We start from the raw sequence: 5,036 nt of genomic DNA, 5'->3' as shown, positions 1-5,036 counted from the left end.
TGGCCATCGTGGCGGGCTCCAAGGTGAGCACCAAGCTGACCATTTTGAAGAGCCTGTCGCACAAGGTGGACCAGCTGATCGTGGGCGGCGGCATCGCCAACACCTTCATGCTGGCCGCGGGCCTGAACATCGGCAAAAGCCTGGCCGAGGCCGACTTGGTGGGTGAGGCCCAAGCCGTGATCGAGGCCATGAAAGCCAGGGGCGAGAAACTGGGCGACGCCAGCATCGCGGTACCGATTCCGACCGATGTGGTCACAGCCAAGACCTTTGCGGCGGACGCGGTGGCCACGGTCAAGCGGGCGAACGAGGTGGCCGACGATGATTTGATTTTGGACATCGGCCCCGAGACCGCAGCCAAATTGGCCGCCCAGCTCAAACAGGCGGGCAGCATTGTGTGGAACGGCCCGGTGGGCGTGTTCGAGTTTGCGGCCTTTGAGAACGGCACCCGGGTGATTGCCCAGGCGATTGCCGAGTCCAGCGCCTTCAGCATCGCGGGCGGCGGCGACACGCTGGCGGCGATTGCCAAATACGGCATCGAAAAGCAGGTGGGCTACATCTCGACGGGCGGGGGTGCATTCCTCGAAATTTTGGAGGGCAAGACCTTGCCCGTCATCGAGATTTTGGCGAAGCGGGCTGCTGCGGACTGATTCTTTTTGATCTTTTTTCTTTCCAAGGAGTTTCCTCATGGCATTGGTTTCACTGCGCCAAGTCCTCGACCACGCGGCCGAGTTTGGCTATGGCATTCCCGCATTCAACGTCAACAACCTCGAGCAAGTGCAGGCCATCATGGAGGCGGCGCAGGCCACCGACAGCCCGGTCATCTTGCAAGCCTCGGCCGGGGCCCGCAAGTACGCGGGCGAGGCGTATTTGCGCCACCTGGTGTTGGCCGCCATCGAAACCCACCCGGGCATTCCGGTGGTCTTGCACCAGGACCACGGCGCCACACCTGCGCAGTGCCAGCAGTCCATCCGCTCGGGTTTTTCCAGTGTGATGATGGACGGCTCGCTCATGGCCGATGCCAAAACTCCCGCCAGCTACGCCTACAACCTGGGCGTGACGCAAAAGGTGTGCGAGATGGCGCACGCCGTGGGCGTGTCGGTGGAGGGTGAATTGGGCTGTCTGGGCTCGCTGGAGACGGGCGAGGCGGGCGAGGAAGACGGCGTGGGCGCCGAGGGCAAACTCAGCCACGAGCAGATGCTGACCGACCCAGTGCAGGCCCAAGACTTTGTGGCGCAAACCGGGGTGGACGCGCTGGCCATTGCCATTGGCACCAGCCACGGCGCTTACAAGTTCACCCGCCCACCTACGGGCGATATTTTGGCCATGGACCGCATTGTCGCCATTCACGCCGCCATTCCCAACACCCACTTGGTGATGCACGGCAGCTCCAGCGTGCCGCAAGAGTGGCTGCAGATCATTCGCCAGTACGGCGGCGACATCAAAGAAACCTATGGCGTGCCGGTCGAGGAGATCGTGCGCGGCATCCAAAGCGGTGTGCGCAAGGTCAACATCGACACCGACATCCGGCTGGCCATGACCGGGGCCATGCGCCAGTTGATGGCCCAGCAACCCTCGGAGTTTGACCCGCGCAAAGCCTTGACGGCCGCGAAAAAAGCCGCCGCCGCCATCGTCAAAGCCCGTTTTGAGGCCTTTGGCTGCGCCGGACGCGGCAGCCAGATCCAGCCCGTGTCGCTGGAGGCCATGGCCAACCGTTACGCCTAGGCCTGGTGCAGACGGGAAGGGCCTTGTTGCCTTTGGCCACGCCCCAATGGCCCGCTTGACAACACCCGACCGCAGCAGGTCGGCTGGTCAAGGCTGAAGCCTTTTTCGCAGCCGACAACATCGGGGCTGGTCACTTTGGCATGCAGCCAACTGGCCGTGCAACTTGGCTTATCTTGTTCTTGGCATATGCAAACAACCAATCAATGGTTTGAAATTGCGCCAAAATTGTCCACAATAGCGGCTGATTCATTTTCAGGCGACGGTGTTGGTCGGCAATTGCCCTGTCCTTGTCGGCCTCAGTCATGGCTTGCAAGCCCATCTTGTATGCTGCTGAAAACCCAACACGACTGATTGAGTCCCACCAAGCAAATACACCATGGCCAAGACCGCTCCAACAGAAGACAACGCGCTGACCGAATCGGAGGAGGTGTTTGAAAAAGCCGCCGAAGTTTTTCGGGTCATGTCCGCACCCATGCGGCTGCGCATCATCAGCGCGCTTTGCAATGGCGAAAAAAACGTGGGTGAACTCCTGGCCGAGATCGACACCACCCAACCCAATATGTCCCAGCACCTCAACACCTTGTACCAAGCGGGCGTGTTGGGCAAGCGACGAGAAGGTGTACAAATTTATTACCGTATCATCAACGAACGCGTGGTCACCTTGTGCCGCGCGGTGTGCGTGCAAATTGCCAGTGAATCCGTTTGAAAGATCTGTGTCAGTTTCGGGTCGGGTTTTCACGGTCACGCACACGCCAGACTCCGGATTAATATCCGTTCTTAAGGAAAAACGAATGAAAAAACCTCTGTTGTTGTTAGCTGGCCTTTTGGCCTGCACCCTGAGCTGGGCCGAAATCAAGGTGGTTTACCATTTGAGTGAAGGCATACCTCAGGCTTCACGCGCCATAGGCAACATCCGCAACCACTTGGCGGCAGACCCGACGGTCAAAATTGTGGTGGTCGCACACGGTTTGGGCATTGACTTTTTGCTCGATGGCGCCACCAACCAAATGGACCAAGCCTTTGCCGGTGGTGTCAGCGACTTGGCCAACAAAGGCGTGGAATTCAGAGTGTGCAACAACACTTTGGTGGCACGCAAAATCCCGACCGACAAGTTGTTGATGGAAGCCAAAGTGGTGCCCGCTGGCGTCTCTGAGGTGGCCACACTTCAGGCCAAGCAAGGCTATGTATACCTGCGCCCTTGAAGGCGCTCATGTTTGATCGATGAAGACGAGGAAAAACCATGAAAATTCAGCACGTTTTAAGCGCAGCGGCCATGCTCGCCGCCACCGGTCTGGCGCAAGCCCAGATTGACCCTCTGCACGCGCGCAGTATGGCGGCATCTTGCTCAGGTTGCCACGGCACCAACGGTAACGCCATGCCGGGCATGGCCTCGCTGGCCGGCGTGCCCAAAGAAATCACCACACAAAAAATGCTCGATTACAAAGCCGGTCGCGTGCCCGCGGCCACCATCATGCACCAGCTGGCCAAGGGCTACTCGGACGAGCAAATTGCCGCCATCGCTGGTTATTTTGCTGCCCAAAAGAAATAAGGAAACCCGCACCATGCAACGTCGTCATTTTCTGCAGACAGGCTCCGCTTTGGGTGCCATGGGATTGGTTTCGGGCTGTGCCACCCTCGGCGGCGGCAGCGGCCCTAAGGTGGTGGTCATTGGCGGGGGCTACTCCGGTGCCACAGCCGCCAAATACCTTCGCTTGTGGTCTGAGCACAAAATCCAGGTCACCTTGGTCGAGCCCAGCGATGCTTTCATTTCTTGCCCCATGTCCAACTTGGTCATTGGCGGCAGCAGAACCATCAGCGAGATCACCACGCCTTATGACAACCTGACCAAGCGTCACGGTGTCAAGGTCATCAAAGACCGCGTCAACACGATCGATGCCGACAAACGCATCGTCAAGCTGGCTGGCGGCACCGAGTTGAGCTATGACCGCTTGATCGTCTCGCCCGGCATCGACTTCATGTGGGAAACTTTGCCCGGCATGAACAAGGCCGGTGCCAAAGACAAAGTCATGCACGCCTGGAAAGCGGGCGCACAAACCGTCACGCTGCGCAAGCAACTCGAAGCCATGCCCGACGGTGGCGTGTTCGCCATGTCCATCCCGCTGGCACCCTACCGCTGCCCCCCCGGCCCCTACGAGCGCGCTTGCCAAGCGGCCGATTACATCAGCAAGGCCAAGCCCAAAAGCAAGGTGATCATTCTGGACGCCAACGACGACGTGACCTCCAAGGGTCCATTGTTCAAAAAAGCCTGGGCCGAGCGTTACAAAGGCATTGTGGAGTACCGGGGCAAGCACAACGTGACCGATGTCGATGCGGCCACCAACACCTTGAAGTTTGAGTTCAACGAAGACGTCAAGGCCAGCGTGCTGAACGTGATTCCCTCCATGCGTGCGGGCGACATCGCTGTCAACGCAGGCTTGGCCACGGCCAACAAGCGCTGGTGCGAAGTGGACTTCCTCACCTTTGAATCCAAAGCAGCTAAAAACGTGCACGTACTGGGCGACTCGATCCAAGTCGCCCCCTTGATGCCCAAGTCGGGCCATATGGCCAACCAGCACGGTAAAACCTGTGCCGCTGCCGTGGTGGCCTTGTTGATGGGCAAAGAAGTCAACCCCATGCCCATCTACAACAACACCTGCTACAGCTACGTCAGCAGCAAAGACGTGGTGCATGTGGCCAGCGTGCACCGCTACGACCTTGAGAAGAAAACCATGCTCACCGTGCCCGGCTCGGGTGGTGTGTCGAGCGCGGCCAATGAGTTAGAAGGTGTTTACGCTTGGTCTTGGGCGCAAAACATTTGGGCCGACACCTTGGCCTGATGCCGTTTGGCGCGGGGCTTCATGCCCCGCCAAAATAAAAACGCCGCAGGCTGCACGACTTGCGGCGTTTTTTTGTGCGCCCAGCATGGGCGCACTCCTACGGGTGCAAGTCCCGTCGCAAGTTGATCACGACGAGCGAAGTGAAGCGCAACTGCATGAGGGTGACCGAGTGTGGGAAGGAAGCGTGGAACATAAACTGCGAGCCGATGAACAAGAATCGGATATGAGGCACTGCCAAGCAGGGCGACTGGGCAAGAAACCAAGAAGCTCTTGTGATCAAAGCGATGTGGTGTATATCCGGCGGTTGTGCGGTGAAGGAGTGCGGCCCTTACCTGGGGAGATCTCACCTTATGCCTGAAAGGGCGACGATGTCGAGTCGGTGTGAGAAGTCAGCAGTGGTCGTAGTAGCGCAAGTCGGTGGCCGATGAGGCTCCACCAAACGCGCCAAGGACCTAACGTGAGGAAGTGTTCAAGGAC

Annotated in this window: 7 protein-coding genes; 6 read left to right on the top strand and 1 reads right to left on the bottom strand. The window is 58.9% G+C overall.

Features of this window, described 5'->3' with window-relative positions:
* Together pgk and fba are read left to right on the top strand one after the other, a co-directional pair.
* Window positions 1-647, top strand: a 647-nt coding sequence (pgk, locus tag ACIQ39_RS18485) for a phosphoglycerate kinase (protein WP_396436050.1), incomplete at its 5' end; no start/stop codon positions are given.
* A 37-nt stretch (window positions 648-684) separates the two neighbouring features.
* Window positions 685-1,722: a class II fructose-bisphosphate aldolase gene (fba, locus tag ACIQ39_RS18480; RefSeq protein ID WP_396436049.1), complete on the top strand. Its 1,038-nt coding sequence runs from the start codon at window positions 685-687 to the stop codon at window positions 1,720-1,722.
* A 130-nt stretch (window positions 1,723-1,852) separates the two neighbouring features.
* Here the strand turns inward: fba and ACIQ39_RS18475 are convergent, their stop codons facing one another.
* Entirely contained in the window at window positions 1,853-2,041 is a 189-nt protein-coding gene (locus ACIQ39_RS18475) for a hypothetical protein (protein WP_396436048.1), read from the bottom strand.
* Window positions 2,042-2,098: 57 nt separating this feature from the next.
* On the opposite strand from ACIQ39_RS18475, the gene ACIQ39_RS18470 reads away from it, so the two are divergent.
* The 4 genes from ACIQ39_RS18470 (at window position 2,099) to ACIQ39_RS18455 (ending at window position 4,559) form a co-directional block, all read left to right on the top strand.
* Entirely contained in the window at window positions 2,099-2,428 is a 330-nt protein-coding gene (locus ACIQ39_RS18470; RefSeq protein WP_396436047.1) for an ArsR/SmtB family transcription factor, read from the top strand.
* Between the two features lie 85 nt (window positions 2,429-2,513).
* Entirely contained in the window at window positions 2,514-2,924 is a 411-nt protein-coding gene (locus tag ACIQ39_RS18465; RefSeq protein ID WP_396436046.1) for a DsrE family protein, read from the top strand.
* A 38-nt stretch (window positions 2,925-2,962) separates the two neighbouring features.
* Window positions 2,963-3,271, top strand: coding sequence for a c-type cytochrome (locus ACIQ39_RS18460; RefSeq protein WP_396436045.1), 309 nt, complete (start codon window positions 2,963-2,965; stop codon window positions 3,269-3,271).
* 13 nt (window positions 3,272-3,284) lie between these two features.
* Entirely contained in the window at window positions 3,285-4,559 is a 1,275-nt protein-coding gene (locus ACIQ39_RS18455) for an FCSD flavin-binding domain-containing protein (protein WP_396436044.1), read from the top strand.
* The last annotated feature ends 477 nt before the right edge of the window (window positions 4,560-5,036 follow it).

It is taken from the genome of Limnohabitans sp. (assembly GCF_044361645.1).
Lineage (GTDB): Bacteria > Pseudomonadota > Gammaproteobacteria > Burkholderiales > Burkholderiaceae_C > Limnohabitans_A.
Note: the sequence above shows the minus strand (reverse complement) of the source record. Positions and strands in the feature narration are given on the sequence as shown.

What these genes read in the sequence shown, in the direction of transcription:
- ACIQ39_RS18470 (WP_396436047.1), top strand. Translation starts at nt 2,099, where the DNA reads ATGGCCAAGACCGCTCCAACAGAAGACAACGCGCTGACCGAATCGGAG.
- ACIQ39_RS18465 (WP_396436046.1), top strand. Translation starts at nt 2,514, where the DNA reads ATGAAAAAACCTCTGTTGTTGTTAGCTGGCCTTTTGGCCTGCACCCTG.
- ACIQ39_RS18475 (WP_396436048.1), bottom strand. Translation starts at nt 2,041, where the DNA reads ATGGGCTTGCAAGCCATGACTGAGGCCGACAAGGACAGGGCAATTGCC.
- ACIQ39_RS18455 (WP_396436044.1), top strand. Translation starts at nt 3,285, where the DNA reads ATGCAACGTCGTCATTTTCTGCAGACAGGCTCCGCTTTGGGTGCCATG.
- ACIQ39_RS18460 (WP_396436045.1), top strand. Translation starts at nt 2,963, where the DNA reads ATGAAAATTCAGCACGTTTTAAGCGCAGCGGCCATGCTCGCCGCCACC.
- fba (WP_396436049.1), top strand. Translation starts at nt 685, where the DNA reads ATGGCATTGGTTTCACTGCGCCAAGTCCTCGACCACGCGGCCGAGTTT.